We start from the raw sequence: 26,631 nt of genomic DNA on the forward strand, positions 1-26,631 counted from the left end.
GGCTCGTGACGAGTAGCACTCCCGGGCAGCGCACGAAAGTGAGAACGTGCGCTGCCCAACAAGATCGGCCTGTGAACCGCTAGCTAGTCGCGGGCCACGCGAGCATCGCCGCCTCTGCGATGCCCGCCAGGTCTGCCCGGGTCGCGCCGTCATGGCCCTGAATGGCCATTCCTTGAATCACGCCCAGATAGAAACGGCTGAGACGGTCGACGTTCGTCGACCGGGGCAGCTCGCCTCCGGCCACTGCGCGCTTGATTCCTGAACGCAACGCCTTCAATCCGCCGAGCCGCGCCTCCTCGACGGCCTGCGCGACCGCCCCTAAACCTTCGTACCCGACGGTCGCCAGATTTACCATGCAGCCCGACGGATTTCCGGCATCGCCAGACAGTACGTCCGCCGCGGCAAGCAACACCTTGCGCACGCTTTCCCGCACCGTGGGCCCGTCTTTAATGTGATCCCAGATCAACGAACGAGCGCCAGCGTTGTAGCGCTGCACGGCCTCGATGTAGAGACTCTCCTTGCTGCCAAACGCTGCGTAGAGGCTTGGAGAACGGATCCCCATCGCCTCGCAGAGATCGTTCATCGAGGTCGCAAGAAAGCCCTTGCGCCAGAACACCAGCATGGCGGCGTGCAGCGCGGCATCGCGATCGAACTCTCTGGGTCTACCCGTGACTGGCATCGACTTTTCCTTTCTGTATCAGACGACACAATAATCTGATCTTCGCTGGAATTCAATCAATCGATGACTTCGCGGGTATCGCGCGGCCAGCGATCGATCCCGACTCGCTCATTTCGTGTATCGGGCGTATTCCGTCGCCGTTGCGTTAGTTATATGTAAGCACAGTCGCGTAATTTATCGGCAATCAGCATGTTCCTGTATCGCCGCGATCAAAGCCGTTTCGTTGCCAACTGTTCAGACCAGATACTAAATAAACTAGCAGGCGGTGTGATGAGCACGCAGAACAGCTCTTTTGCCGGATTCAAGGTTCAGTCGATAGAAAAGACAAGTACCAGAAATTCAGGTTTGGATGCATTACGAGCCTGCATCACGCTGCTCGTGGTCTTTCATCACTGCGCTATTACCTATGGCGCGATTGGCGGTTGGTATTACCACGAAATACCACCGGACAAATCTTTCACATCGGTTGTGCTGGTGCTGTTCTGTTCCGTCAATCAGGCTTTCTTCATGGGCCTCTTCTTCCTGCTGGCTGGACACTACACCGCCAGGTCTATCGATAAGAAAGGTTCAACGCGCTTTCTCGCGGACCGGTTGCTCAGGCTGGGGGCACCGCTGCTCGTGTATGGACTGCTCCTCGGTCCGATCACCATTGCGTTGGCGGCAACCCGTGCAGGGCAGCCGTTTTTCGGAACCCTGATCTACCTGTGGCGGAAAGGCACATTCGAAAATGGGCCTATGTGGTTCGCCCAGGCTTTGCTGCTATTCAGCGCAGCGACTGTCGCGGGACGTTGGATCCTTTCAGGTTATAACGGTAGTCCGCGACTCCAGAATCTCCGAAACCTGGTACCTTCCAATTCAATGCTGTGTATCGCGGCGCTTCTCACGGGCGCCGCTGCACTTGCGCTGCGCTCGGTATGGCCTGTTGGCGTCAATGTGTGGGGCTTGCAGTTGGGGTACTTCGCGAGCTATATCGTGTTATATGCGGCAGGTTACGGTACGGCGCGTGCGCGTTGGATCGAGCACTTGCCAGAACGACAGGTTCGCTTATGGTGGCGTATTGCGTTAATCGCTCTACCTGTGCTGCCCATTGTTTATTTCGCCGGCAAACCGTTCCCTGCATTACGCGGATTTCCACTTGCGGTCGTTTATGCTTTCTGGGAGCCGCTTGTCGCGTGGGGCATCATTCTTATTCTGTTGGACGGCTTTCAGCGACACTTCCACCGACTTGATGGTTTATGGTCGTCACTGTCGAGGCGCGCTTATACGATCTACATCATTCATCCGCCCGTGCTGGTTGGCGTGGCGTTGATGTGGAAAAACATTCCAGCAAGCCCTTTTCTAAAATTTGCCGTGACGGGAAGCGTGGCTTGTTTCGTGTGCTATCTGATTGCGGGCCTCCTTCTCTGGGTACCTGCGTTCAGGAAGGTATTGTGACCACACAAAATGAAATACTTTCAACTACCCTCGTCCCGCTTTTTTTCCTGAGTCGCGCCCGGAGAAAACGTCGCGTCATGACGGAGTCTGCGTACGACGAGCGAGCAGCCAGCCAGGAGGCCACAACGGCTGCGGCAGCTCGTCTCCTGCCCGGCTCCTAACGCCTCAATTCCGACAGAATCGCCTCTGCAAGGAACTCACAAGGCGGCCGCTTCGAGCCGGTGCTTCGCGCCAGCACCATTTCGAGCGCATCGATCTTTGGCAAGCCTTGCGCTTGCCCGAGCAGCATGAAGTGCGCGGGCACGGCACATCGTGCCAGCGAGACGACCGCGAGTCCGGCCTCGGCCATCGAAATCAGTCCCAACAAACTAGGACTTTCATACGAGGTCCGGTAAGTGATCTTCGCGCGCTCAAGGCTACGGATCGCGTTTTCCCGCGCAACGCTGCCGGGCAGAAACACAGCGATCGGCAACGGCCTTTCCTGCCATATTTCATGCGCGCTCGGCGCGGCCGCCCACTCCATCGGTTCGAAGCGGATGAACTCGCCCGATAAACCCTTGACTCGCGTCGCGCACACCAGATCGACGGAGCCGTCTTTGACCATCGGCGCGAGGGCGACGCTCGGCAAGCCGACCACCTGAATCTCCACTTTCGGGTAAGTGACGGAAAACTTTTTGAGGATCGGCGGCAGCAGCGACGACGCGTAATCGTCCGGCACGCCGATGCTCACGCGCCCCGTCACGTCCGGCCGCACCACCGCTGCCCACGCTTCGTCGCGTAAGGCCAGCATGCGGCGGGCGTACGTCAGCAGCACCTCGCCGTCCTGGGTCGGCACGACATTGCGCGGTTTGCGGACGAACAACGGCTTGCCCAGCGCCGTCTCAAGCGTCTTGATCTGCATGCTGACCGCCGACTGCGACCGATGCACGACTTCTGCCGCCCGGCTGATGTTGCCCGTGTCGGCGACGGCGACGATCATCGCCATCACGTCCAGGTCGAGGGCCTTCATGGTCATTGAGTTGGTATCAGATAAATTGATAGTTTCGATCAATATTACGCGATTTTCTAAATTTACGACATCGGGCATATTGGCGGCAAAAGGAGCCTCCCCAAAATGAACGCCCGTACCGACCACTCAGTGCTTGCCGTAGCAGATCTGTCGTTCGCGACCATCGGATCGGGCATCAGCGTGCCGTACGTCGAGTGTGGACAGGGCGAGCCGCTGGTTTTCGTGCACGGATCGCTGTGCGACTACCGGTACTGGGACGCTCAAACGGCGGCGCTGTCCGAGCATTTCCGTTGTATTTCGGTCAGCCTGAGCCACTACTGGCCGGCCAGCGAGGCGGTTATCCAGAGCGAGTTCGGCTGGCAGACGCACGTCGCTGAACTGGCCGAGTTCATCGAGGCGATCGACCTGGGTCCCGTCCATCTGATCGGCCATTCGCGCGGCGGCAACGTGGCGTTCCAGGTTGCCCGCGAATATCCGCGCCTCATCAAGTCGCTGACGCTCGCGGACCCGGGCGGTCCGCTGCAAATCGAAGGGATGCCGGACGCGTCGCTGCCGACCTCGACCAATGTGTTGCGCGCACGCGTCGTCGAGTTGATCGAGAGTCAGGAAATCGACGCGGGGCTGGAGCTTTTCGTCGATTCGGTAAGCGTGCCGGGATCCTGGCGCAAGAGCCCGATTGCGTTCCGCACCATGGCCATCGACAACGCGAGCACGCTGCCCAAGCAGTTGCGCGATCCGCTGCCCGCCTTTTCGCGCGACGCGGCACGTGACGTCAAATGCCGCACCTTGCTGATCGACGGACAAAAAAGCCCACGCATGTTTCGCAACAATGTCGAAAAGCTCGCCGAGTGGATCGACTATGCGGAACGCGAGACCATCGCCGGTGCGTCGCACGGGATGAACGTGTCGAATGCCGGCGCATTCAACCGGGCCGTGCGCGCGTTCGTCAGCTTCTGATCACGATAGATCTGCCCTGCGCTACGGCCGACGCTACCTCAAGAACTCGAAATCGCATCCGTCGTCCGCTTGCAGAATCTCCCGCTCGTATAACTTTGCATAGCCGCGGGTCGCCTTCGAGGCCGCACGCGGCGGTTGCTCTGCGCGCCGCCGTTCCAGTTCGTCGTCCGATACCAGCAATTCCAGTTTGCGCTGCGCCACGCTGAGCCTGATCCGGTCGCCGTTGCGCACAAGCGCGAGCGGGCCGCCAGAAGCGGAATCGGGCGTGATATGCAACACGATCGTGCCGTACGCGGTCCCGCTCATCCGCGCATCGGACATCCGTACCATATCCTTCACGCCCGCGCGTGCGAGCTTGCCCGGAATGGGCAGATAACCGGCTTCAGGCATCGCGGAATCGCTGGTCGGCCCGGCATTGCGGAGCACCAGAAAGTCTTCCGCAGTTACATCCAGAGCGTCGCTGTCGATACGGTTCGCGAGGTCCTCCAGCGAATCGAACACGACCGCTCGCCCTTCTTTTTCGAACAGTTTCGGATCGGCTGCCGAGCGCTTCATGATGGCGCCGCGCGGCGCGAGGTTGCCGAACAGGGCGACAAGGCCTCCCGTCTCACGCACGGGGTCCGCGAATTCGCGCACTACCGCGTGATCGACCCAACTCACGTCGTGCAGGCGGTCGCCGAGCGTCTCGCCGGTTACCATCCGGCAATCCAGATGCAACAGGTGTTTGATCTCGCGCAGAATGGCCGGCACGCCGCCGGCCGCGTACAGGTCTTCCATGTAGTGTTCGCCAGTCGGCTTCAGGTTCACCAGCACGGGTGTGGTGTCGCTCAATTCGTTGAGCCGTTGCAGATCGACTTTCAGCCCAAGCCGCCCGGCAATCGCAGTGAGGTGGATCACCGCGTTCGTGGACCCGCCGATCGCCAGCAACACGCGCAACGCATTTTCAACGGAATTCGCCGTGATCACCTCGCTCGGGCGGATCGGGTGGCCAATCAACCCGAACGCCGCGCGGCCGGTTTCCTCGGCAATCCGCAGGCGGTCTGCATCGACCGCGGGGCAGGCGGCGCTATTCGCCGGCATCATGCCGAGCGTTTCCGCGATGATCGCCATCGTGCTGGCCGTACCCATCACCGCGCACGTGCCCGCCGTCGACGCGAGACGCCGTTCGACCACGTCGATTTCCTGCGCATCGATTTCGGTCGCGCGGAATTTGGCCCAGAAACGGCGGCAGTCGGTACACGCGCCCAGCCGTTCACCGCGATGACGGCTCGTCGACATCGGCCCCGCCACCAGCTGAATCGCGGGAATGTTCGCCGAGGCCGCGCCCATCAACTGCGCGGGTACGGTCTTGTCGCAACCGCCCAGCAACACGACCGAGTCCATCGGTTGGGCGCGCGTCATTTCCTCGACATCCATCGACATCAGATTGCGAAACTTCAAACTGGTCGGCGCCAGAAAGGTTTCGCCGAGCGAGATGGTAGGAAACTCGATCGGCAAACCGCCAGCGGCCAGCACGCCCCGCTTGACCGCGTCGATCATTTCAGGAAAGTGGCGGTGACAATTGTTGAAACCGCTCGCCGAATGCGCAATGCCGACAATCGGCCGGTCGAGCATCTCGCGGCTATAGCCCATCGAACTGGCAAACGTGCGCCGCAGGTACACGCTGAATTCGCGGTCGCCGTAGTTCGTCAGTCCGCGTGCGAAACCCACTGGGGCTGAATCGGCTTTCGGCTCTTTGTCTTTCTTCTGATCGCTCATTGAGACACTCACTGAAGACGAAACTTGATGTACTTCGGTTCGAGGTAATCGCGTATGCCCAACTGTCCCCCTTCCCGCCCGATGCCACTTTCCTTCGCGCCACCAAACGGAATTTCCGCCGACGCCAGCAGCATGTCATTCACGCCTACCATACCTGATTCCAGCGCTTCGCTGGCGCGCGTCGCGACGCTAAGCGAATTCGAGAACACGTAAGCGGCCAGACCGAACGGCACATTGTTGGCGCGCCCGATCACTTCATCGAACGATGAAAACGACGCGATGGGCGCAACGGGCGCGAAAGGCTCGCAGGTCATGATATCGGCATGTTCGGGCACGTCGGCCAGCACGGTGGGCTGGAAGAAGAATCCGCTCGTCAATTCGGGAGGAATCCGCCCGCCGGCACGTAACGTGGCGCCTTTTTTCACGGCGTCGTCGACCAGCGTCAATGCCCGGGCGCGGCCACGTTCGTTGGTCATCGGGCCGAATTCGGTCTCCGCTGCGAGACCGTTACCGATTCGTAAGCCGCTGGCAACATCGGCCATGGCCTGCTCGAACGCAGCCTTGATGCTTTGATGAACATAGAAGCGGCTCGGCGAAATGCAGACCTGTCCGGCATTGCGAAACTTCGTGCGGGCGCATAGCGTGCCGACTGCAACCGGGTCGGCATCTTCGAATACGAGTACCGGCGCGTGGCCGCCCAGTTCCATGCTGACGCGTTTCACACCGTCCGCGCACATCCGCAGAATCTGTTTGCCGACCGGCACCGACCCAGTCAGGCTTACTTTCCGGATCACAGGTGAGCCGATCAGATGCGCCGAAATCGCAGGCGGGTCGCCGGTGACGACGTTCAGCACGCCGCGCGGCAATCCCGCTGCGAGCGCAGCTTCGACGATCACGTAGGTCGCTGAAGGGGCCTCCTCCGAAGGCTTGATCACGATCGAACATCCGGCAGCTAGCGCAGGCGCGATCTTGCGTGCGGGTAGCAAACCCGGGAAATTCCACGCGGTGAACGCAGCCACCGGACCGACCGGATCGAAGCGCACATGCAAACGCGTCGCAGCATCGCGGCCGTCGAGCGTATGGCCGAACACGCGACACGCGTCGCCCGCATACCAGTCGAACTGATCGGCCATCGCGTTGAATTCGCCCTTCGATTCCGCGAGCGGCTTGCCGGTTTCCAGCGTCATCAAACGCGCGCCGTCCGTGGCGCGATGCCGGATCTCGTCCGCGATGCGGCGCAGCAACGCGGCGCGGTCCCAGCCCGGCACCGCGCGCCACGCGCGAAAGCCGCGTTGCGCCGCTTCGAGTGCGTCGTCGAGATCGCGGCTACTGGCGCTCGGGATCGCGCCTAGCGTACTGCCGTCGAACGGATTGATGACCGGCACAGTCGCGCCTGACGACGCGCGCCGCCACTCGCCATCGATAAACAAACCGTGGTCGTCGTACATAGGGGCCTCGCTATGAGCTGCTTACTCGTTGGTGCTAGAGCGTCTGGTCGCCATACAGCTTTTCAACGGCGGGCACCCAGGGGCCGACGTTCCAGCGTCCATAGGCACCCATGCCGCCTTCGTCGAGACGTCCCCAGTAGACCGGCACGTGCACGACCGACAGACCGTCGTGACGATAGGCTTCGTCGAGCGCGGCTGCCAGCTCCTGCGCCGACCAGCCGCCGAATACGCCTTTCACGCCGGTCACCGAATTGGCCATGGCGACGAAGTCGACCCGCACATCGTCGTGAGTGCCGAAGTCGGGGCCGTATTGCGCGACCTGTAAAGATGAAATCGCACCCATACGGCGGTTGTCGAACAGCACGAGCATGCCCTTCACACCGTGCACCACAGCGTCGATCAGAATCTGCGGATTCATCATGAACGAGCCGTCGCCGGTGAACGCCATCATGTATCGGCTATGGTTCGCGAACGCGCCAGCAAGCAGTCCGCTCGCGGCAAAGCCCATGTATGACGCGCCGCTTTCGGTGAAGGTGTCGTCCGGAAGATCGTCTTCGGCGAGTTGGAAGCCGTTGGCCTGCACGTCGCCCGCATCGAACAGCTTGACCGCACCGACGCGTTTGGCAAACGACGCCGCCGCGTAAATCGCGCTGGGTTGCGTCAGCACTTCTCTGTTCCACGCAGCGTCCATCAACGTCACGCCGCTGACGCGCGAGCGCTTTAACGCGTTCCATTCGGCTTTTTTAGCGATGCACGCGTTTATCCAGTCACTACGGACGAGCGGCTTTGCTGCTCGCCGCTGCAAAGCAAGAATCAGCCCGTCGACCACGGCGCCAATGTCGCCGGTCAACGCAATCGTATGGTTGTAGTGGTTCGCATCGTGAATGTCGCCGTTGATATTGATCACCGCTTCGGCCATCGGATAGCCTGTGCCCGAACAGTCGGCCTGACACACCGCTCGCGAGCCAATCGCAATCAGCAGGGTGGCGTTTTCCATCGCGTGGTTTCCCGACAGCGAACCTTTACTGCCGCCCACATGCATATTGCGCGGATGCGCATCAGGCAGCACACCCAGCGAATTCGGCGACAACACGACAACCGCACCGGCCGCTTCGGCTAAACGCGCAAGTTCAGCGCCATAGCGGCGCGCACCGCCGCCCGCTTTGATAACAATGCGCTGATGACGCTCGATCAACAGACACGCTGAATCGTAAGCATCGCTATGCGCGGGCGCCAGTACCGGCATCAGCATGCGTTCCGGCAATGCGTCGATACGCAATTGCACGCGCCTCGGCTGAACGTTGATCGGCAGCATCAGAAAGAACGGGCCCGCAAAATACGGACGATGCACAGTCTCCGTGCCACGCCGCATCGCGTCGCGCAATGCCTCCGGTGTGTGCAACGTATACGCGCCGCTCATGGTTTCGGTCAGACGTAGAAACTGATTCTGCCGGGGGCCGGGAATCTGTTGCATGTTGTAGCCTTCGCCATGCGTCGTTTCATCGCCATAGATGTGATAAACGCCCACTCCGTTCGACGCCGTGGCCAGCGATCCGGCAAACGCCTGCAATGCCCCCGGTCCAATCGACGTAACAACAGCCGGCGTTTCGCCAAACACCCACGCAAGCGCGGTTGCCGCATGCGCCATCGCGACTTCGTTGCGGCACTGATAAAAACGCGTGACGCGCTCTTCGGAATAGATGCGCAAAATGTTGCCGAGGTCGGTCGTGCCGTGTCCCAGAATGCCGAGATACTTGCTCACGTTCTGACGCAGCAACGCAAGCACGAGCGCTTCGGAAACGGTCACATCGAGCGATGCATTCAACGTGCCGACAGCGATCGCGTTCATTACGTCACCCGCGCGTGCAATCGCTCGCGCCCGTTGCCGCACTTCGGCTGTCGCAGCATCTTCCGGCGCGGCAGGCGCGGCATCGTCGCGTTGATTCCGTTCGTCGCGCGCATGCCCCCGCGCGATAGAAGTCTGCCGGGCCCTCATGCGCGGCTCCGCTTGCCCGACATGATCATCTCGACGATTTCGCCCTGACTGGTTTGCGCGGTAATCAATTCCCCGGCTTTCAGTCCGCGATACATCACGGCGATCCGGTCGGTTACTGCGAGCACGTCGCTCATGTTGTGCGTGATATAGATCACCGCGACGCCCTGATTCGCCAGCGAGCGCGTCAACTCCAGCACCTTGTTCTGTTCGGGCACGCTGAGCGCGGCGGTGGGTTCGTCGAGAATCACCAGGTTCGCTTTCCAGCGGATCGCGCGCGCAATCGCAACGGCTTGTCGCTGACCACCGGACAAACTGTCCACCGACACTTTCAGCGACGGAATATGAATATCCAGCCGGTTCAACGTCTCGCGCGCGTCGGCATGCATCGCCTTGCTGCGCAGCACCTTGATGAGTTTCGGAATCAGCGTCGTGGTGATCTCGCGGCCGATAAAGAAGTTATCGGTGACGCCTAGATTGGGCACCATCGCCAGATCCTGGAACACGGTTTCTATGCCGAGTTCGTGCGCCACTTTCGGCGCGGAGATATCGACCGATTGCCCCTTGCACCAGATCTCGCCGGAACTCAATGAGTGAACACCGGCCAGCACTTTGACGAGGGTCGTCTTGCCCGCACCGTTGTCGCCGAGAAGCCCCAATACCTCGCCCGAATGAATATCGAGGTCGACGTTGCGCAACGCCTCGACGCCGCCAAAGCGTTTGCCGACCGAACGCAATTGCATGAAGGGTTGTGTGTGTTCTGAGCGCATGTCATCGAGTCCTGTCGGTGCGGTCACGGTGGGGTCACAGTGCGGTCACACGTCGAACCGCGCAAGAAACGCACGGCTTTCGTCGAGTATCTGCTGTTCGCTCAACTGGAATCCATACACCTGTGCTTCATATTCCACCGACAACGCGCCGCCGTAGCCGATTCCGCGCAAACCGGCAACGAGCGCGTCAAAATCGATTCCGCCTCTGCCCAGCGGGGGAAACGAGAAATCGGGGAAATGACCGGCGCCGTCTTTCATATGCACATGCGCGATCCGATCGCCGAAACGGTTGACGATCTCCAGCGGATTCGCGCCCTGCACCGCGATCTGGCTCGGATCGAAATTCACCTTGAACGGCACGCCGGGCAGATCGGCGGCAAGCTGCGCATAGTCATCGGCGCTATGAAACAGATGACCGGCGATCGCCTCGATACCCACGTCGACCTCCAGCGACAACGCATGTTCGACCACTTCCGCGACCGCTTCGGCAAACCAGCGCCACGCGACTTCTTCACTCGTGCTGGCGGCAAGCGGTCCCGAAAGAATGTGGATGTACCGCGTATCCATTTCCACCGCGAGTTGGCTGCAGCCTTTCACGAAGTCGATCGCAGCGCGGCGGCGTTGCGCATCAGGATGCAACATCGGAATATGCGCGCCCACCGCAGCCACTTTCAGATCCGCTGACCGTATCGCCTTGAGCACGTTCGTGCGCTCCTGTGGCGAGGTGTCCGGCGTAATATGCGCGTCGGCCCAAGGCAAGGTTTCGGCATTCAGTTCGATGCCCGCATAGCCCGCGCGCTTCACCGCGCCGACCACGTCGGTGAGCGTGCGCCCCGGCAGCCCCACCGTATGAAATGCTGCGTACATGTGTTCTCCTTCTCTCGACGGTTTGCGTGCCGTGTGAACGGTCTATCCGTATGCGTGTGTATCAGTACGACGGCAGATTGAACGGTGCGTCGGCAGGTAACGGCAAGTCGACCCAGCGCCCTTCATTCTTCGAGATGTACGCACCCTGCACCACTTCCTGTGCGCGCAATCCGTCAATGCCTGATGCGAGTGGCACCGCGCCTTCCTGAATGCATCGGCAGAACTCGGCAAATTGCCCGGCATACGGGCTTTTACGTGGCGGGAAGATCTTGATCCAGCCACCCTCGAACGTGTTCCACCATGCATCCGGATAATGCGCGTCACGCAGAACGTCAGGCAGGTCGGCCGCTTTGCGTTCGGTGTAAACAGCGAGCGGTGCGGCATGGAACGGATTAAGGGTTTCGCTCGCAATATGAATTGAGCCTTCGGTACCGTACAGATCCGTGCCGTCGCCAATTGCGGGCGAATAGCGATCCGACGACAGTCCACCGCGTGCGCCGTTGGCGAAGCGCGTCAATAACCACACGTTGTCGTCGACCTTTTCAGGCAGCACATGATGTGACAGTTCCGCGAACACGCCTGTCATGTCTCCGACCAGATGACGCGCGAGGTCGATGCGATGAATCGTCAGATCGATAATGGTCGCGCCGCCCGACTGCGCAAGATCGTAGCGATAGCGCGACGCGGCGGGATACGCCGATGCTTTCTCCGAATAGACCGAACGGAATGCATGCACGTCACCGATAAAACCTGAGTCGATCAATTGCTTCGCAATCTGCACCTGGCTCCAGAAGCGCTGATTGAAACCGACCTGCAACACGACGTGCGCCTCTTCGGCGGCTTTGACGATGCGTGTTGCCGATTGAATATCGATAGCAAGCGGCTTTTCACAGAGGATATGCTTGCCCGCTTTCGCTGCGGCGACAGCCGCTTCCTCGTGACGATTGTTCGGCGTTGCAATAATCACCGCGTCGATCTCGCGCGAATCGAGCAATGCGTCGAGCGTCTCGAAGCTGCGACTGCCGCTCGATTCCGCTAGCGCATCGGCGCGTTCGCGACTGGGATCGTAAATGCCCACCAGCTTCGCAATCCCGGACTTCATCACAGTCGGGATGTGACTCAACCGCATGATCGCGCCCGCGCCGATCAAACCGATTCCCAGTTGCTTCTCTTGTGCCATGTTCATTCCTGAATGAATAAGCCAGCTATTTGATGATGCGAATCCTGCCGCGACGAATCGAAACCAGCACCGACACAATCAGCACCGCGCCCGTCAGAACTGTTTGCACATTGGTCGACACGCCGAGAATCACGAGGCCGTTTGCCAGCGCGGTCATCACGAGACTGCCGACCACTGTCCCGACAATCGAACCCATACCGCCCGTTAAAGGCGTACCGCCGATCACGACCGCCGAGATCGCCATCAACTCGAAACCGATGCCCGTAGTCGGACTGCCCGAGCCGATCTGCGCAGTGAGAATGCCGCCACCCGTTCCGGCCATGACGCCGGCGAGAATGAACATCGCGAACTTCACACCCCGGATCGGCACGCCGAGAATGCGTGTTTTCTCTTCATCGCCGCCAATCGCGAAGACGTAGCGGCCGAATGTAGTGAACTTGAGCAGCAGAGCCGTCAAAACCGCTGCCACCAGCATGAACAGAAACGGCACGGGTGGATTGCCGAGCGCGTTATACGGGCTTGTCAGCGAGATCGACACGGGCGTGCCTTGCGTGAGCATGACAGTCGCACCCCGCGCCATCGACAACATACCCAGCGTCACGACAAACGACGGAATGCGTCCCCAGACAAACAGCGCGCCGTTGACCGCACCGATCGCGCCGCCCACCAGCATCGCGATCGGAAAAGCCCATACACCCAGTTGCGGCGTGAAATACGCGGCGCACACGCCGGCGAGCGCCATCGCCGACCCCACGCTCAGATCGATACTCCCGCCGATGATCACGAACGTCAGCCCGATCGCGACCAGGCACAGCACCGCGCCGTTCTGCAGCACGGTGCCGAGATTCGCGAGCGTCAGGAAGCGATCCGGCGCGAGCACTCCGAACACCAGCACCACTAGTACGAGTGCGAGATACGCGATGTAATGCGCGACGAACTCGTTGTAGTCGAAGCGCTTTTTGGTGGGCGGCACTGCGGGCAAGGAGTGGTTCGTCGTGGACATTGATTTACTCTTTGATCTTCAACGGGAAGGTCTGACTCTTCGCCTGCGGGTTGTAGGTCAGCGAATAATCTTTGACGTTGTACGGCGGTTGCGAATCGATGAACTGCTGTTTGAATTTCGCAAACGAACCGGAGTCGATGTCGAGCAGACTCAGACGGATGTTCCGGTCGATCGGATCATGGCCGTTCACCTTGTCGTAAGCGACCATCACGGCGAAGCCCAGTTGCAGCCAGTGTCCGCCAGTCGAGAAGATGTAGTTGGTCTTCTGTGAGATCAGGTCCAGCGCCTGTGGCACGAGGTCCATGCCCGCGATCTTCATTTCATCCGACCGGCCGGCCTGGCGAATCGCCCGGAAGGCACCGAGGCACAACGCGTCGTTGTAGCACCACACACCGTCTATCTGGCCTTTACCGTGCGCAGCGAGAATGTTCTGCATCGCCTTGTAGCCGAGATCTTCCGATTCGCCGACGCCGATGTATTGCACGAGCTGCACACCTGAATGCGCCTTGATGGCTTCGTTCAACCCATTCTGGCGTCCCTCGGCCACCGACGAACCGGGCAGGCCGCCCAGTGCGACCAGTTTCGTCGAACCCGCCGCAATCAGATGGTCTGCGATGGAGCGGCCCGCGTACACGTCATCCGGGCCGATGAAGCCGAGATAGGGCGCATCTTTGTTATCGGCTGCGAAGCCTGGATAACGGTCGACGATCATGATCGGCAGATTCGCGCGATTGGCGATGCGGATCAGACCCGGCGCGCTGGCCGTCGACTGCGGCGTGACGACCAGCGCCTGAACGCCGCGCGAAATCAGCGATTGCACATCGCTAATCTGCTTTTCTTCACGATTTTCCGCACCGACCACGACCAGCTTTGCATTGAGCTGCGTCGCCACGTGCTGCGCAAACGACACCGCGCGGACCCAGAACGGATTGTCGAGCGTGGGAATCGACACGCCGATCGTGACCTCCTTTGACTGCGCGGCGGCCGGCACCGCGTAGCTTGCCGCGCACGACAGCAGCACGGCCCCCAAGACGCGCAACAGCGCGCCACGCCTTGATACGCTAAACATGGTTGTCTCCTGTTTGAGGGGTTAGAAGCCCCATTTAGCTGCGTCTATCGGGTCCATGTGATGCCGGACGAATTAAATATAGGAGCGCGTTTCACTATCGTCAACACTGTTGCGTGTTTTATCTGGGTAGAACTAACCCTGATTCTTCAGATCGTTATGTTTTGGCGGCTTAACGGAAGTTATGACGTGCTGGGTGCCTTTGTCAGGCAGACATTGACCAATGGCGTTGCGCTATACACAACACAAGATCATCTGGTGGCACAAAATGATGTTGATCGCTATCATGATGAGCAGCGAGTCGCATTGGCGACCAATTCGAATGAGAGGCAACAGTGGAAATCCGATCTGTCATCAAAGCCGTGCGCGTCATGGAAGCACTGGCAGACGCCGACGGCCCAGTCGGCGTCACTGAGTTGGCGCGTCAAGTCGACATGGACAAGAGTTCGGTGTCGCGAATGCTTCGCACACTGGAAACGGCGGGGTACGTGTCGCAAGATCCGGTCAGCAAAAGCTATCTGCTCGGTCTGACGCTGGTCCACTTAGGGCAAAAGGTGCTCAGGCGGTTGAATTTGCGCAACGCGGCGCGCAGTTCGCTGGAGTCACTGGCAAGCCGCTCGGGCGAGTGCGCACACATCGCGGTGCTGGTTGGTGGCCGCGCGCTCTATATCGACCAGGCCGCTCCGCTTCGCGGCGTGAGTATCGATGCCCCCATCGGCACGCTCGCGCCGCTGCATTGCACCGCGCTCGGCAAAAGCCTGCTGGCGTTTCAACCGGAAGCGGTGATCGAAAGCTTGCTGCCATCGCTGAATCTCGAAGCATTCACGCGCCGCACGCTCACTGATATCGGCTCGGTCACGCGTGATCTGTCGCAGGTGCGCGAGCGCCGCGTCTCGTTCGACGACGAAGAGTTCAGCGTAGGCGTACGCTGCATTGCCACGCCGATTTTCAAACACGACAATTCGGTGGCAGCCGCGATTGGCCTGTCAGGGCCGAGTCCGCGTGTCACCGACGAACGTCTGCGCGAGTGGGAATCGATGCTTCAGGAAGAAGCGATCGCGGTTTCGATGCGATTGGGATGGGAACCGCCTGCAGGAATGGAGCGCAGGAAAGTGGAGACGATTGTGAATGGTTGAAGGGGCGGTGCTGGGTGCGGTCCGGTGCGGAGAGCAAGTCACCAGATTGCTGACGACCGTGGCACTCATGTGGAGCAAGTGCATCCCGACGTACTTGCCACTTAGCGCGATAGGCAACGCGCTTCGATCAGGTACCGACCTATCCACCTGCCCGCTTCGCGCTGTGGCCGTGCTTCTTGAGCGCTTCGACGATCCGCTCGCAATGGTCGCCCTGCACTTCGATCACGCCGTCCTTGACCGTTCCGCCCGAGCCGCATGCCGTGCGTAACTGCTTACCCAGCAATGCCAGCGCAACGGGATCGAGCGCCAGGCCTTTGACGATCGTCACGCTTTTGCCACCCCGGCCCTTGGTCTCGCGACTCACTCGCACCACACCGTCACCGACCGGCCGCGTCTTCGCAACCGTCTTGCAGATACATTCCGCTAGCGCACGCCGGCATTCAGCGCACATCCGCCCGCTCTCGGTGGAATAGACAAGGCCACTGGTCGAACTACTCTTCATGATTGAATTTTACTCAGAGACATTTACGCCGAAGACAGAGCGAGTTTAACAGTTGCGTCTTTGTCGCCGGACCAGCAGAAGTAAGGCACGCACCGCCGCTATCGCGTGCCTTTTCTCCACCGTGCGCAGCACAAGTACGACGAGACCTCTTGTCTCGCTAGCAGACTTGCGTAAGATGCAAGGGACACGTCGCGCTTAAGCGGCATGTGCTGCGAGTTTTTGTGTATGACGGGCATCGTGCAACTTGATTTGCTGCGTGGACACCTGCACGACGGCGCCACGCAATCTGTCGACCGCGTGATGCACTGTTGGGACCACGCCCAACTCTTTTCTTTTTCCACTGCCGAGTCGAAAGAACCCACAGGGGGCAGCATGAACAGAAATGGTGTTAGCAGAAACTTCAGTGCAACGCTGATCGCGGTCATGGTGAGTTGCGCGACCTGTGCGAGTGCTCAGACCGTGGCAGGCACGCCAACTGTCGCGACGGGAGCCGCGCACATGATGACGGTCTCGACCTCGCCGCCGGGAAGCAGATCAGCTGACGCGATTATCCTCGACGTTCGGCGCGCCATCCGGCGCGTACCGGATATGGTCGATTCAGAGATTCGCATCCGGGCGCACCGCGGCGTCGTGACGCTCACAGGCACGGTACCGGAAACCTGGCAGATCTCACGCGCCGCCAACGCAGCGCGATCGGTGCGCGGAGTGACGGGCGTGTCGAACAGATTGACCGTGCGGACGAAGCACGTGGCGGTGATTGAGCAACGCGTCGCCTCGTCGGTCGGATAAGCCAACGGAGCCGCGCGCCATCGCGAAGAAAAGTGTCGAGTTGCAATCGGCGCGCGCGGCTCTTGAAATGCAGGATCAGCACCAGACACGAGAACACGAGAAGCGCCGACCATGCGCTGCCTACCCAACCGACGCCTCTTCAAAGAGCCAGTCACGAAACGCAACCAGCTTTGGCGACGTCGCGCTTTCGGCGCGATAGACGACGTAATAGGCCAGATCTGAGGCCAGCGTCATGTCTGGAAAGAGCCGTATCAATCGGCCCGTTGCCAGATCGTCACGCGCCATGATGCTACGGCCAAGCGCCACACCCTGTCCGTCGATAGCGGCCTGCAACACCGCTGCGGAGTTATTGATACGCAAGCCGCGCCGCGTCGCGATACCCCTGATGCCGGCCGCCCTGAGCCACGCGTCCCACGTTGCGAACCCCGCGTGACTTTCCATCGACTGATCGTGGATAAGCGTCAGCCCGGCAAGATCGGCCGGTTTGCGCACGCCCGGATGGCTCGCCAGCAATGCTGGTGAGCAGACTGGATACAACTCCTCGTCCAGCAGCTTTTCGGCCAGCAGACCTGGCCACGCACCCATTCCGTAGCGCACACCAATGTCGATAGCCTGTGCGGCGAAGTCGAGCGGCTTCAGACTGGTATCGAGTCGCACGTCGGTATCCGGCCACGCGGCCTGGAAGCGGTCGATGCGCGGCAACAACCATTTCGCCGCAAAGGCGGGGCTGACTGTGACCGTCAGCACGCCGTTTGCCGACCCCTCCCGCAGTCTCATCAGACCGAGGTTCAGCCGGTCGAATCCCTCGCGAATATCGGGTAGTGCGCGCTGCGCAGTCTCGGTAGGCAGGAGACGCGCTCGCCCGCTATTGCTGCGATGAAACAGCGGTGCGCCAAGCCATTCTTCAAGGCTACGCACCAGTTGCCCGACGGCTGCGGGGGTCACGTTGAGCTCAGACGCGGCAGCGGAAAAGCTTTGATGGCGGGCGCTCGCCTCGAACGCTCGCAGCGCATTCAGGTAAACCGGAGACGTCATGATTGAAAGTTTTTCTTTACCGGTTGCGAAGTTAATCTGGGTTGTCCGGCAACGCCGCATTACCAATAATGGTACTGCAGATTAAGCTTAATTGTGGGAAATGAGCAATGGCAGCCATGCTGGCGACAGGGCTCGGACTTTCATCAAGGAGATTCACCATGGACAGTTTTTCTTCTCATGTAGCGATCGTCACCGGCGGCGGATCGGGTATTGGCAAGGAGGTCGCGCGCCGCCTCGTCGAGGCGGGGGCGTCAGTCGTCATCGGCGGCCGTGATGCGGCCAAGCTGGTGCAGGCCGCCAGCGATATCAATCCGGATGGAACCAGGGTCCGCACTTTCGCGGGCGACATCGCATCGCCCGCCACTGCCCAGGCGCTGGTCGACCTCGCGACAAAGGCCTTCGGCGGCGTCGACATTCTCGTCAACAACGCGGGCGTGTTCCGCCCAAAGCCGTTCCTTGAAGTCGACGAAGCTGAGTACGACTGGTTTCTCGACACCATCCTGAAAGGCAAGTTTTTCATGGCACAGGCGGCCGCTCGCGCCATGATGCTGCGCGGAGGCGGCGCCATCGTGCAGACCGGCTCGCTGTGGGCGCTCCAGGCCATCGGCGCGACGCCCTCCGCGGCTTATTCCGCAGCGAACGCGGGCGTGCATGCGCTGACCCGCAACCTGGCCATCGAACTCGCTTCCGCCAACATCCGCATCAACACGGTGGCGCCCGCGGTTGTGGAAACGCCGGTCTACAACACGTTCATGACTGAAGATCAGGTGAAGAGCACGCTGCCTTCGTTCAATGCGTTCCATCCGCTTGGCCGTAACGGTCAGCCGGCCGACGTCGCCGAAGCAATCCTGTTCCTGGCGTCACCTCGCGCCTCGTGGATTACCGGCACGATACTGCCGGTGGACGGCGGTGTGATGGCAGGCCGGCAAGCGTGATCTGACTTCTCCTTGCCGCTATGCGTGCGGAATAAAGACGCCTGTCAATCAGGCAACCATCTATGCCGCCACGCATATTCGCGATCAGGTGGGGTGAGACGGCGCGCCCCGTCCCCGTATCCTCAATGAGAAATGTGCGGTCCCCACCTGGCGCAACGCCCCTCCAAAACCTCCCCGATCCGGTTGCACATTTTTCTCTGTCATGGGAATGTCACGAACGGCACGCAAAGATAGGGCCCCGACCGTCGGCTAAAGAGCGGCTGCTCGCTGACGGAACCGGGCGATGTGCCACGCCCGGCGCAAGCTTCGTGCAATTGTTTCCCTCATCCCTGGAGAACAGATGAAAAACCAAGAACCGCCTGCTCCTTCCTCCGAAAACGAACACCCCGACAGCAAAGCCGACACCAACGCCACGCAAGCGCCCCAGCGTCCGGGCCGCCGTCACTTTCTCGGCGGTGTTGCCGCGGTGGCGGTGGGAGGCGGACTGGCCGGCTGTGCGCAGCCGGCATCGCGCACGAGCGCCGTCACCGGCGTCGCAGCGGGACCGCAGTTCGATCGGGCACTGCGCTCCAAGGTCAAGACGGTCGTCGTGATCTACGCCGAAAATCGCAGCTTCAATAATCTGTTCGCCGATTTTCCCGGCGTCGAACGTCCGCTTTCCAGCCTGACGCCAGACGACTGTCTGCAACGCGACCGCGACGGCTCGACCGTGCTGCCGCAACTGCCCCCGGTGCCGGGTGGCTGGCTGACGAAAGACCAGACCGTGGACGGCGTGACGTACAAAGCTGGCCAGCAATTCCAGACCAACCTGCCGAACGGGCCGTTCCCGCTAAGAGGCCCGAATGGCGAGAATCTGCCGCTATCACTCGTCACGCATGATTTGTGGCACGTGTTCTATCAGAACCAGATGCAGATCAACGGCGGCAAGAACGATATGTTTGTCGCATGGGCGGACTCGGCGGCCTTCACCATGGGTCATTACGCCAATACCAGTTATGACCTGCGGATGTGGGACCTCGCCAGCGAATTCGTGCTGTGCGACAACTTCTTCCAGGGCGCGTTTGGTGGCTCGTTCATGAACCACCAGTATCTGATCGCGGCGATGCCGCCGGTCTACCCCGACCCCGCGCACAGCATCGCGAAGTTCCAGATCGCGGAGACCGTCAGCGGACGACCCGACGATCCCAATCTGAAGCCGCTCGCCACATCGCCGAAAAGCGCGATGGAAGGCATCCCCAAGTTCGGCCCGAGTGCACTGACGCCGCCGGAAACGTTAACGGACGGCCGCACCGTCAGCTATGCGGTCAATACGATGATGCCGCCGTTCGCCCCCACGCCCTATAAGGTCGGCGCTAACGGCGTGGTCGACTTTACGCAGGATAGCAACGCGATGGCCGTGCCGCCGCAGGTGCACGAGAACATCGGCGACAAGCTCGACAAGCGCGGCATCGGTTGGGCGTGGTATGCCGGAGCATTCCAGCAGACGCTGGACATGCGCGGCAAGAACACGAACGACGGCACGCCGCTGATTCCCAACTTCCAGTATCACCATCAGCCATTCAACTACTTTGCGAATCTGGGACCGGGCACGGCTGCGCGCGCGAAACATCTGCGCGACGGCGGACTCGGCGACGACGAAAGCACCAACCGTTTTCTCGCCGATGCTCGCGCCGGCAAGCTTCCCGCCGTCACGTTCTACAAGCCGCAGGGCAATCTGAACATGCACGCTGGTTACGCCGACGTTGCCTCGGGCGACCGCCATATCGTGCACGCGGTGAAAGCGCTGCGCGCCAGCCCGCAATGGGAAAACATGGTGGTGGTCATCACCGTCGACGAAAACGGTGGATGGTGGGATCACGTCGCGCCGCCCAAAGGCGACCGCTGGGGGCCGGGCACGCGCGTACCGGCGCTGGTGGTGTCGCCGTTCGCGAAACAAGGCTATGTCGATCACACGGTGTACGACACTGCGTCGATCCTGCGGCTGATCACACGAGTGTTCGATCTCGAGACACTCGATGGCATCCGCATGCGCGACGATGCGATGGCTGCGCGCGGACAAGCGGGCATGGGCGACCTGACCAACGCGCTGAACCTGTCGTCGTGATGTGAGCTTGTGTTGCTCGCATCTTTGCCGATACGTTACGCGCTTCGTTTTTGACGGACTGACGAGCCGCGTCTTCGCCGTGCGCCGACATTCAATCGGGTGACCGGCTAAAGCAAACACAAAGAAACGGCAAACGGAAACCGTTTGCCGTTTCACGTTTTCGGCATCAGTTAAAAATAAACGGTACTGATACCCTCGACACTTTTTTATCTATTTGGCTTATCCATCACGTGACGCTAACCTCGGTGCATCGTCTCTATCAATGCAACGGAAGGCATCATGCAAGCTCCCACCCTGAAAGTCCGGGTCGATGCCCTGCGCGAGGAAGCACATGGCGTGCGGTCGTTCAGCATCTCGCGCCTCGACGGCCTGCCCTTCGACGGCTACGATCCCGGCGCGCACATCGACGTCACCAGTCCGTCCGGCATCACGCGTCAGTACTCGCTTTGTGGCGACCCCGCCTGCCTCGATTCGCACGTATTCGCCGTGAAGAAGGAAGAGCAATCGCGCGGCGGTTCGCGTTCATTGCATGAGGAAGTGACGATCGGCACTGAGTTGTCGGTAGGCGCGCCGCGCAATCTCTTCCGGCTTGAAGAAAGCGCGGACGAACACATTCTGATCGGCGCAGGCATTGGGATTACACCGTTGCTCTCCATGGCTTACCGGCTTCTCGCGAGAAATGCACGCTTCACGCTGCACTATTTCGCGCGCAGCGAAGTGCATGCCGCATTCATGACGCTACTCACGCGTGCGCCTTTTGATCAGCACGTCAAACTCCATGTCGGCGTGGAGCGCGAAACCCTTCGCGCAGAACTCGATGCATGCGTGCGCGACGCGGGAACAAATACGCATGTCTACACGTGCGGTCCGGCACCGTTCATGGACGTTGTCGTCGAAATCGCTGAAACGCGCGTGCCCGCAGAGGCTATTCATCTCGAACGTTTCAAAGCCGAGCCCACCACCGCGACCGGGGCATCGCTCGACTGCTTCGACGTGCGTGTTGCCAGCACGGGCCAAACCGTTCGCGTCGATGAAAAAACATCGATCGTCGACGCACTCGCTTCGATCGGTATCGAAGTCGACACTTCATGCGGCGAAGGCGTATGCGGCACCTGCATGGTCGACGTGGTCAGCGGCGAGCCGGAGCATCGCGACCATTGTCTGAGCAAAGCCGAGCGCGCGAGCAATAATGTGATCTGCTGTTGCATCTCACGTTCGCGCTCGCCCGTGCTGGTGCTCGACCTCTGAGATTCAGCGCTTCTTATCGAAGTTTGCGAGGATGCCGGTCATCAGATCGCGCATCCATGCGATGCCTTCGTCTTCGTGAAAATGCTCATGCCAGTGCATCGTGACTGCCGCCTTGGGGAGTTGCACCGGCAATGCATAGATTCGGAATGCGTCACCCCGATTGAGGATATGCGCGAGCCTTTCGGGCAGCGTGGCGACTAGATCGGTGACTGCCAGCACGCCCGGCACCGCCACGAAATGCGGCAATACTAGCGAGATATTGCGTCCTACGCGTTGCGCACGCAGTGCATCGTCGAGTTCACGGTGGCTATGTTCGAGCGAACGCACCTGCACGTGCGATGCGGCGAGAAATTGGTCGAGCTTCAATGTACTGCCGGACGGCAACGCTTTGCGTTTGCGCGTCATGCATACGTAGGCTTCTTCAAACAGCAGCACGTGGCGCGTGCGCGGCAGCAGCGACGGCAGATTGCCGATCGCGAAGTCGAGCCTGCTCGAACGAAGTGCTTCTTCGATTTCTTCGACCGGCAACGGCTCTACCAGCAATTTCACGCGCGGCGCCACCTCGTGCAATACCGCGCAAATAGCCGGCAAATACGCCATCTCTCCTGCGTCAGAAAGCGAAAGACGGAACGTGCGGGTACTCGTTGCCGGGTCGAAGCGCTCGGCGTAACGCAACGCCTGCCGCACGGTGTCGAGCGCACGGCCGACGATTTCAGCCAGTTCCAGCGCGACCGGCGTGGGTTGCATGCCCGCGCGCGTGCGCACGAACAGCGGGTCGTCGAATAGTGTGCGCAAGCGTCCGAGCGAATAGCTCACTGCAGGTTGCGATAACGCGAGGCGTTCGCCCGCTTTCGTCAGGCTGCGCTCTTCGACGATCGCATGAAACACGCGCAAAAGATTCAGATCAACGTGGTCGATGGAGGTCATGGGGAATCTCAAGATATAGATCGCGCTTATTTGCCGACCGCTTTTTAATCGATTTGACGCATGATCTTCGGAAAGCGAGACTGATGTCAACGAGAGGATGTGCTGATTCGCCGAGTACGCCGCCATCCTCGTTGTTAGCCGCTCAATCAACTCATCTACTTTCCCACAGCGAACCCAATGAGCACGCCCACCTATCAAACCATCGACACCAGCGCGCTGGCCAGGCGCGCCGACAGCGATCGCATTGCGCCTTCCCTCTACTACGATCCCGATCTGTTCGAAGCCGAACTCGACCGCATCTTCTACAAGACGTGGATCTGGGTTGCACACGAAAGCGAATTGCCGAAGCCCGGCGACTTTGTCACGACGACAATTGGCCGTCAGCCCGTCATCGTGGTGCGAGACAAGACGGGCGCGGTGCACGTGTTGCAGAACCGCTGCCGACATCGCGGCGCGACCGTCTGCGAAGAGCACAAAGGCAACGCGAAAGGCTTCACCTGCCCGTACCACAGCTGGTCCTACGCGCTCGACGGCACGTTGCGCGCGTTGCCCTATGGCGATGGCTACGAAGGCGTCTGCGAGAAGGGAGATTTACCGCTGAAGAAGTTGCGCGTCGGCATCTATCAAGGCTTGATCTTCGCAAGCTTTAACGAGTCGATCGAACCGCTGGAAGATTTTCTCGGCGGTGCGAAGCCGTGGATCGACCTGTTCATGAAACAGGGCGCGGGCTATCCGATCAAGGCGAACGGCGAGCACAAGTTCAAATTCAAGGGCAACTGGAAAATCCAGCTCGAAAACACGACCGACCTCTATCACTTCCCGGTCGTCCACAAGTCGTGGATGAAATCGATCGACGACGAAACCGCGGCTGCAATCACCAGCTTCATGACCAGCGATCAGGCGTTCTGCCGCTCATTGGGCAATGGCCACAGCCTCGCAGTCCTGATGCCGGAAATCGTCGATCTCGATCAGGACGATGGTGCGCCGTTGCCTGAACGTTTTGGCGAACTCGCAGCACAGCTTGCCGAAAAGCACACACCCGAAGAAGTCCGCCGCATAGTGCGGTCGCTGATGGGGGTCGGTTTCAATCTCAACCTCTTTCCGAACCTTGCTTTGTCGATGGCATTTTTCCGCGTGCTGCGTCCCATTTCCGCGGAAGAAACCGAAATTCGTCACGTCGCGCTCGCCATGGATGGCGGCCCGGACGAAGCGAATCGCGTACGCCTGCGGATTCACGAGCACTTCCAGGGCCCCTTCGGTTTCGGCAGCCCTGACGACGCAGAGGCATGGGAGCGAGTACAGCGTGGCTCGCACGCGGGTCCGGATGTGCCGATCCTCGTCAACCGCGGCCTGAACCGCGAAACCACCTCGGCGAATGGAGAAAAAACCGCACACGCAACCGACGAAACCGGCATGCGTGAAGCCTACAGGCAATGGCGCGCAATGATGGAGCAAGCATGATGGATGACCGCAACGCACTCTTTTCCCAGCAAACCTTCGCGCGCGCAATCGAATTCATCTGGCGCGAAGCCGAATTGCTAGATCACCGCGATTACCGAGCGTGGCTTGAATTGTGGGACCCGAAGGGTCACTACGTGGTGCCGATCGACCCGAACGCGACCGACTACGCAGCCACACTGAACTACGCCTACGACGATCAGGACATGCGCGAAAAGCGCGTTCAGCGGATGATGTCGGGCTATTCGGCGTCTGCATCGGATGCTGCGCGCACGGTGCGTACCGTGTCGCGATTCACGCTGTCGAGCGACAGCGCCGATCTGGTCGAAGTGAACTCGTCGCAAGTGGTGATTGCCTACAAGCGTGGCGTGTCGACAATTTTTGCCGCCAATCTCACGCACAAGATCAGCATGGCGAGTGGCGAGCCGCGCCTGGTCGACAAAGTTATCCGTCTGATCGATTCCACCGACGCGCTAAGCGCAATCGGCTTCCTGCTTTGACGAGGTGTCGCGCGTCGAGATCTGTATGCGTCGATGCGCGCCTTCCTGCAGAGATGCCACCCTCCGTGATACCCGCACGCGAAATCTATCTACCCGAAGGTCTGCGAGGCAGTTAGATCAGGTCGTATATGTTTTCAGGCTCGCAACGACAAAGGCAATGCGAAACCGCAATCGAGTCCGCCCGACGCCGAGCGTTGCGCCCAGATTCGCCCGTCATGACGCGAGACGATGTTCTTGCACAAAGACAGGCCAATCCCGTTGCCACCCGCTTTAGACGAAGAAAAGCCGTCAAACAGACGACCCAACGCTTCATTTGCCACACCGGGGCCATTGTCGATGACATGAAGCTCGGCCACGCCGTCATGCGCGGAGGTGGCAAGTGTCACTACGCCGGCGGTTTGCTGCGCGCCCGTCAGCGCTTCGACCGCATTGAATGCAAGATTGAGAATCACCTGACCGATCAACACGCGCTCGCAGCGTATCGGTAATGGCGTGTCATGCTGTTCGATCGCGACCGCGATGCCGACATCGCGTGCGCGAAGCTGGATAAAGTACGCGACATCGGCGAGCACGTCGCGCAAGTCCGCTTGTGTTTCGACCGGCTCGCGCTTCACGACAAACTCACGCACGCTTTTGATGATATGAGCCGCGTGCTCCGCTTGCCGGTCCGCGGCGCGCAGCCCCCAGATCGCGTCGACTGCCGCGTCGAGTGGACTCAAACGCTGAATGGCACCCTCGATGAAATTGCGTACCGCTGCAAGCGGCTGGCTCAACTCGTGCGCAATCGCCGTAGCCATTTCACCCATTGCGTTGTAACGACCCGCGTATTCCAGCATCTGCGCTTCCGTCCGGCGTGCCTCCTCTGTTGCCACTTCAGCGCTGATGTCGCGAAAGTGCAGCAGAACGCCATTCAGTTCGTCGTCGATATTGACGCGTCGGGATGTAATGCGCAGCCAGCGTTCGCCACCATCGCGACGCACGACACGATAACGTTGCGCGGGTGTAGAACGCCGCTTCGTCGAGCTGCGCAATTGCGCTATGAGGCGCTCGCGATCCGCCGGCGCACAGTAGTCGAGCGCCTCCGCTTCGAACTGCACGTCCGGGTCCATACCCAACACGCGCCGCCCCGACTCGCTGAGGTACGCTATCTTGCCGCGCGGTGTCACCACCGCCACCCCCTCGCCCAGATCCTGCATGTATTCACGCAGACGCATCTCGTAGCTGCGCAGCTTCTGGCGCATTGCGTCTTCCGCGCTGATATCGCGAAACTGCACCATGACCACTGGATGCTCGCGCAACGGCACATAAGCGGCGATGGCTTCCGACAACATATCGACACCCGCTCGCGACCGATAGCACCACTCGTACGCTTGCGGCCCCTGCTCGACCGAGCGGTCCATCGCACTGACTGCCATCTCGCGCCGGTACCTGGAATCGTCGCGCGTCATATCGTGCGCTTTGAGCGGCAAAAGCTCTTCGACCGAAAAGCCAAGCGCGACACACGCAGCGCGATTGGCCCAAACAATCGCTTTCGTTTGGGCATCGTGCAGCAGCACGCATTGGGTCAGCGCGTCGAGCAGGAGGCGGAAATCTTCTTCAGCAAGCGAATCCATCGAACACAGTCCAGTGCAGAGGCCGGAAATCGAAACGGTTAGACCGAGCTTCAACCATACCATCCGCGCCCTCGAACAGCCTCTAAAGATTTCTTTAGACCGCTCGGCAAATCACCCTATACGGCGCGGTCTCTTCCCAATTGTTCGAGATTTTTGGCTTTCCTAGACTGGAATCACCGTGTGCGGCCTGCACGCGTTCCCCACTCTATCCTCAACCATT

General features: G+C 60.3%; 23 protein-coding genes. 9 read left to right on the plus strand and 14 right to left on the minus strand.

Annotation, left to right across the window (positions count from 1 at the left end; genetic code table 11):
• Positions 1 to 79: 79 nt before the first annotated feature.
• Positions 80 to 679 (minus strand): TetR/AcrR family transcriptional regulator, encoded by a 600-nt coding sequence (locus tag LMG28727_RS26885; protein WP_201645358.1) that lies wholly within the window; start codon positions 677 to 679, stop codon positions 80 to 82.
• Between the two features lie 189 nt (positions 680 to 868).
• Here LMG28727_RS26885 and LMG28727_RS26890 point away from each other — a divergent pair, with 189 nt between their 5' ends.
• The gene (locus LMG28727_RS26890; protein WP_236592375.1) at positions 869 to 2,113 is read left to right on the plus strand and encodes an acyltransferase family protein; all 1,245 of its coding nucleotides are present in this window, start codon (positions 869 to 871) and stop codon (positions 2,111 to 2,113) included.
• Positions 2,114 to 2,270: 157 nt separating this feature from the next.
• Here LMG28727_RS26890 and LMG28727_RS26895 read toward each other — a convergent pair whose 3' ends face one another.
• Complete coding sequence (locus tag LMG28727_RS26895; protein ID WP_201645419.1) at positions 2,271 to 3,122, minus strand: LysR family transcriptional regulator; 852 nt, start codon at positions 3,120 to 3,122, stop codon at positions 2,271 to 2,273.
• 105 nt (positions 3,123 to 3,227) lie between these two features.
• On the opposite strand from LMG28727_RS26895, the gene LMG28727_RS26900 reads away from it, so the two are divergent.
• On the plus strand, positions 3,228 to 4,079 hold the full coding sequence (locus tag LMG28727_RS26900; protein ID WP_201645359.1) for an alpha/beta fold hydrolase: 852 nt from the start codon (positions 3,228 to 3,230) through the stop codon (positions 4,077 to 4,079).
• A gap of 33 nt (positions 4,080 to 4,112) precedes the next feature.
• Here LMG28727_RS26900 and LMG28727_RS26905 read toward each other — a convergent pair whose 3' ends face one another.
• The 8 genes from LMG28727_RS26905 to LMG28727_RS26940 form a co-directional block, all read right to left on the minus strand.
• A complete protein-coding gene (locus tag LMG28727_RS26905; RefSeq protein ID WP_201645360.1) occupies positions 4,113 to 5,837 on the minus strand; it encodes a dihydroxy-acid dehydratase in 1,725 nt (574 codons plus the stop codon).
• An 8-nt stretch (positions 5,838 to 5,845) separates the two neighbouring features.
• On the minus strand, positions 5,846 to 7,285 hold the full coding sequence (locus LMG28727_RS26910) for an NAD-dependent succinate-semialdehyde dehydrogenase (protein WP_201645361.1): 1,440 nt from the start codon (positions 7,283 to 7,285) through the stop codon (positions 5,846 to 5,848).
• A gap of 34 nt (positions 7,286 to 7,319) precedes the next feature.
• Entirely contained in the window at positions 7,320 to 9,281 is a 1,962-nt protein-coding gene (locus tag LMG28727_RS26915; RefSeq protein WP_201645362.1) for a thiamine pyrophosphate-dependent enzyme, read from the minus strand.
• On the minus strand, positions 9,278 to 10,048 hold the full coding sequence (locus LMG28727_RS26920; RefSeq protein ID WP_201645363.1) for an ATP-binding cassette domain-containing protein: 771 nt from the start codon (positions 10,046 to 10,048) through the stop codon (positions 9,278 to 9,280). The genes LMG28727_RS26915 and LMG28727_RS26920 overlap by 4 nt, the downstream gene beginning before the upstream one ends.
• A 45-nt stretch (positions 10,049 to 10,093) precedes the next feature.
• A complete protein-coding gene (locus tag LMG28727_RS26925) occupies positions 10,094 to 10,915 on the minus strand; it encodes a sugar phosphate isomerase/epimerase family protein (RefSeq protein ID WP_201645364.1) in 822 nt (273 codons plus the stop codon).
• A gap of 61 nt (positions 10,916 to 10,976) precedes the next feature.
• Positions 10,977 to 12,095: a Gfo/Idh/MocA family protein gene (locus tag LMG28727_RS26930; RefSeq protein ID WP_201645365.1), complete on the minus strand. Its 1,119-nt coding sequence runs from the start codon at positions 12,093 to 12,095 to the stop codon at positions 10,977 to 10,979.
• Between the two features lie 25 nt (positions 12,096 to 12,120).
• Complete coding sequence (locus LMG28727_RS26935) at positions 12,121 to 13,098, minus strand: ABC transporter permease (protein WP_201645366.1); 978 nt, start codon at positions 13,096 to 13,098, stop codon at positions 12,121 to 12,123.
• Positions 13,099 to 13,102: 4 nt separating this feature from the next.
• Positions 13,103 to 14,167: a substrate-binding domain-containing protein gene (locus LMG28727_RS26940; protein WP_201645367.1), complete on the minus strand. Its 1,065-nt coding sequence runs from the start codon at positions 14,165 to 14,167 to the stop codon at positions 13,103 to 13,105.
• Between the two features lie 332 nt (positions 14,168 to 14,499).
• On the opposite strand from LMG28727_RS26940, the gene LMG28727_RS26945 reads away from it, so the two are divergent.
• Entirely contained in the window at positions 14,500 to 15,300 is an 801-nt protein-coding gene (locus LMG28727_RS26945) for an IclR family transcriptional regulator (protein ID WP_201645368.1), read from the plus strand.
• 139 nt (positions 15,301 to 15,439) lie between these two features.
• On the opposite strand, the gene LMG28727_RS26950 is transcribed toward LMG28727_RS26945, so the two are convergent.
• A complete protein-coding gene (locus LMG28727_RS26950; protein ID WP_201645369.1) occupies positions 15,440 to 15,802 on the minus strand; it encodes a translation initiation factor Sui1 in 363 nt (120 codons plus the stop codon).
• A gap of 225 nt (positions 15,803 to 16,027) precedes the next feature.
• On the opposite strand from LMG28727_RS26950, the gene LMG28727_RS26955 reads away from it, so the two are divergent.
• Positions 16,028 to 16,591: a BON domain-containing protein gene (locus tag LMG28727_RS26955; protein WP_236592377.1), complete on the plus strand. Its 564-nt coding sequence runs from the start codon at positions 16,028 to 16,030 to the stop codon at positions 16,589 to 16,591.
• Between the two features lie 120 nt (positions 16,592 to 16,711).
• Here the strand turns inward: LMG28727_RS26955 and gcvA are convergent, their stop codons facing one another.
• On the minus strand, positions 16,712 to 17,626 hold the full coding sequence (gene gcvA, locus LMG28727_RS26960; protein WP_201645370.1) for a transcriptional regulator GcvA: 915 nt from the start codon (positions 17,624 to 17,626) through the stop codon (positions 16,712 to 16,714).
• A gap of 158 nt (positions 17,627 to 17,784) precedes the next feature.
• Here gcvA and LMG28727_RS26965 point away from each other — a divergent pair, with 158 nt between their 5' ends.
• The 3 genes from LMG28727_RS26965 (at position 17,785) to LMG28727_RS26975 (ending at position 21,913) form a co-directional block, all read left to right on the plus strand.
• Positions 17,785 to 18,561: an SDR family NAD(P)-dependent oxidoreductase gene (locus LMG28727_RS26965; RefSeq protein ID WP_201645371.1), complete on the plus strand. Its 777-nt coding sequence runs from the start codon at positions 17,785 to 17,787 to the stop codon at positions 18,559 to 18,561.
• A 340-nt stretch (positions 18,562 to 18,901) separates the two neighbouring features.
• Positions 18,902 to 20,665: an acid phosphatase gene (gene acpA, locus LMG28727_RS26970; protein ID WP_201645372.1), complete on the plus strand. Its 1,764-nt coding sequence runs from the start codon at positions 18,902 to 18,904 to the stop codon at positions 20,663 to 20,665.
• Positions 20,666 to 20,944: 279 nt separating this feature from the next.
• Positions 20,945 to 21,913 carry a PDR/VanB family oxidoreductase gene (locus LMG28727_RS26975; RefSeq protein ID WP_201645373.1) on the plus strand — a complete coding sequence of 323 codons (969 nt, stop codon included), beginning with the start codon at positions 20,945 to 20,947 and terminating at the stop codon, positions 21,911 to 21,913.
• Positions 21,914 to 21,916: 3 nt separating this feature from the next.
• Here LMG28727_RS26975 and LMG28727_RS26980 read toward each other — a convergent pair whose 3' ends face one another.
• Positions 21,917 to 22,840 (minus strand): LysR family transcriptional regulator, encoded by a 924-nt coding sequence (locus tag LMG28727_RS26980; protein ID WP_201645374.1) that lies wholly within the window; start codon positions 22,838 to 22,840, stop codon positions 21,917 to 21,919.
• Between the two features lie 177 nt (positions 22,841 to 23,017).
• Between LMG28727_RS26980 and LMG28727_RS26985 the strand changes: the two genes are divergently transcribed.
• Together LMG28727_RS26985 and LMG28727_RS26990 are read left to right on the plus strand one after the other, a co-directional pair.
• Positions 23,018 to 24,301 carry an aromatic ring-hydroxylating oxygenase subunit alpha gene (locus tag LMG28727_RS26985; protein WP_201645375.1) on the plus strand — a complete coding sequence of 428 codons (1,284 nt, stop codon included), beginning with the start codon at positions 23,018 to 23,020 and terminating at the stop codon, positions 24,299 to 24,301.
• Complete coding sequence (locus LMG28727_RS26990) at positions 24,298 to 24,798, plus strand: aromatic-ring-hydroxylating dioxygenase subunit beta (RefSeq protein ID WP_201645376.1); 501 nt, start codon at positions 24,298 to 24,300, stop codon at positions 24,796 to 24,798. Before LMG28727_RS26985 ends, LMG28727_RS26990 begins: the two co-directional genes overlap by 4 nt.
• A 134-nt stretch (positions 24,799 to 24,932) precedes the next feature.
• On the opposite strand, the gene LMG28727_RS26995 is transcribed toward LMG28727_RS26990, so the two are convergent.
• Positions 24,933 to 26,411: a PAS domain S-box protein gene (locus tag LMG28727_RS26995; protein WP_201645377.1), complete on the minus strand. Its 1,479-nt coding sequence runs from the start codon at positions 26,409 to 26,411 to the stop codon at positions 24,933 to 24,935.
• Positions 26,412 to 26,631 lie beyond the last annotated feature (220 nt).

It is taken from the genome of Paraburkholderia metrosideri, from assembly GCF_904848625.1.
Classification (GTDB): Bacteria; Pseudomonadota; Gammaproteobacteria; order Burkholderiales; family Burkholderiaceae; genus Paraburkholderia; species Paraburkholderia metrosideri.

What these genes read in the sequence shown, in the direction of transcription:
- LMG28727_RS26885 (WP_201645358.1), bottom strand. Translation starts at nt 679, where the DNA reads ATGCCAGTCACGGGTAGACCCAGAGAGTTCGATCGCGATGCCGCGCTG.
- LMG28727_RS26890 (WP_236592375.1), top strand. Translation starts at nt 869, where the DNA reads ATGTTCCTGTATCGCCGCGATCAAAGCCGTTTCGTTGCCAACTGTTCA.
- LMG28727_RS26895 (WP_201645419.1), bottom strand. Translation starts at nt 3,122, where the DNA reads ATGAAGGCCCTCGACCTGGACGTGATGGCGATGATCGTCGCCGTCGCC.
- LMG28727_RS26900 (WP_201645359.1), top strand. Translation starts at nt 3,228, where the DNA reads ATGAACGCCCGTACCGACCACTCAGTGCTTGCCGTAGCAGATCTGTCG.
- LMG28727_RS26905 (WP_201645360.1), bottom strand. Translation starts at nt 5,837, where the DNA reads ATGAGCGATCAGAAGAAAGACAAAGAGCCGAAAGCCGATTCAGCCCCA.
- LMG28727_RS26910 (WP_201645361.1), bottom strand. Translation starts at nt 7,285, where the DNA reads ATGTACGACGACCACGGTTTGTTTATCGATGGCGAGTGGCGGCGCGCG.
- LMG28727_RS26915 (WP_201645362.1), bottom strand. Translation starts at nt 9,281, where the DNA reads ATGAGGGCCCGGCAGACTTCTATCGCGCGGGGGCATGCGCGCGACGAA.
- LMG28727_RS26920 (WP_201645363.1), bottom strand. Translation starts at nt 10,048, where the DNA reads ATGCGCTCAGAACACACACAACCCTTCATGCAATTGCGTTCGGTCGGC.
- LMG28727_RS26925 (WP_201645364.1), bottom strand. Translation starts at nt 10,915, where the DNA reads ATGTACGCAGCATTTCATACGGTGGGGCTGCCGGGGCGCACGCTCACC.
- LMG28727_RS26930 (WP_201645365.1), bottom strand. Translation starts at nt 12,095, where the DNA reads ATGGCACAAGAGAAGCAACTGGGAATCGGTTTGATCGGCGCGGGCGCG.
- LMG28727_RS26935 (WP_201645366.1), bottom strand. Translation starts at nt 13,098, where the DNA reads ATGTCCACGACGAACCACTCCTTGCCCGCAGTGCCGCCCACCAAAAAG.
- LMG28727_RS26940 (WP_201645367.1), bottom strand. Translation starts at nt 14,167, where the DNA reads ATGTTTAGCGTATCAAGGCGTGGCGCGCTGTTGCGCGTCTTGGGGGCC.
- LMG28727_RS26950 (WP_201645369.1), bottom strand. Translation starts at nt 15,802, where the DNA reads ATGAAGAGTAGTTCGACCAGTGGCCTTGTCTATTCCACCGAGAGCGGG.
- LMG28727_RS26955 (WP_236592377.1), top strand. Translation starts at nt 16,028, where the DNA reads ATGACGGGCATCGTGCAACTTGATTTGCTGCGTGGACACCTGCACGAC.
- gcvA (WP_201645370.1), bottom strand. Translation starts at nt 17,626, where the DNA reads ATGACGTCTCCGGTTTACCTGAATGCGCTGCGAGCGTTCGAGGCGAGC.
- LMG28727_RS26965 (WP_201645371.1), top strand. Translation starts at nt 17,785, where the DNA reads ATGGACAGTTTTTCTTCTCATGTAGCGATCGTCACCGGCGGCGGATCG.
- acpA (WP_201645372.1), top strand. Translation starts at nt 18,902, where the DNA reads ATGAAAAACCAAGAACCGCCTGCTCCTTCCTCCGAAAACGAACACCCC.
- LMG28727_RS26975 (WP_201645373.1), top strand. Translation starts at nt 20,945, where the DNA reads ATGCAAGCTCCCACCCTGAAAGTCCGGGTCGATGCCCTGCGCGAGGAA.
- LMG28727_RS26980 (WP_201645374.1), bottom strand. Translation starts at nt 22,840, where the DNA reads ATGACCTCCATCGACCACGTTGATCTGAATCTTTTGCGCGTGTTTCAT.
- LMG28727_RS26985 (WP_201645375.1), top strand. Translation starts at nt 23,018, where the DNA reads ATGAGCACGCCCACCTATCAAACCATCGACACCAGCGCGCTGGCCAGG.
- LMG28727_RS26990 (WP_201645376.1), top strand. Translation starts at nt 24,298, where the DNA reads ATGATGGATGACCGCAACGCACTCTTTTCCCAGCAAACCTTCGCGCGC.
- LMG28727_RS26995 (WP_201645377.1), bottom strand. Translation starts at nt 26,411, where the DNA reads ATGGATTCGCTTGCTGAAGAAGATTTCCGCCTCCTGCTCGACGCGCTG.